The organism is Leucobacter japonicus (assembly GCF_001273855.1).
GTDB classification, from domain to species: Bacteria; Actinomycetota; Actinomycetes; order Actinomycetales; family Microbacteriaceae; genus Leucobacter; species Leucobacter japonicus.
The window spans coordinates 1-238 of the sequence record NZ_JHBX01000125.1 but is presented as its reverse complement, the minus strand read 5'-3'; the positions used below and the strand labels follow the sequence as shown (position 1 = coordinate 238).

The window sequence follows — 238 nt, the reverse complement described above, 5'->3', positions numbered from 1 at the left end:
GGCTAGCGCTGGGTCACCGTGTTCTCGGCGCTGCTGGGGCCCGTGTGGCTGCTCGGCGCCGACATCATCGCGCGCGTGGTCGTCCCCGAGGAAGTTCCGGTCGGGGTCATCGCCGCGCTCGTCGGTGCACCGGTCTTCGTGTACATCGTGCGGCGGCGAAGGATCGCGGCGCTGTGAGCGGGGTACCACCGGCCGGCGCCGCATCGCACGCGAGCCCTGCGGCGTCTCCGCCGGAGAG

Annotated in this window: 1 protein-coding gene; it reads left to right on the top strand. The window is 73.1% G+C overall.

Annotated elements, in window-relative coordinates; translation table 11 throughout:
• Window positions 1–18: 18 nt before the first annotated feature.
• Entirely contained in the window at window positions 19–177 is a 159-nt protein-coding gene (locus tag AMS67_RS16940; RefSeq protein WP_156316664.1) for an iron chelate uptake ABC transporter family permease subunit, read from the top strand.
• Window positions 178–238: the final 61 nt, after the last annotated feature.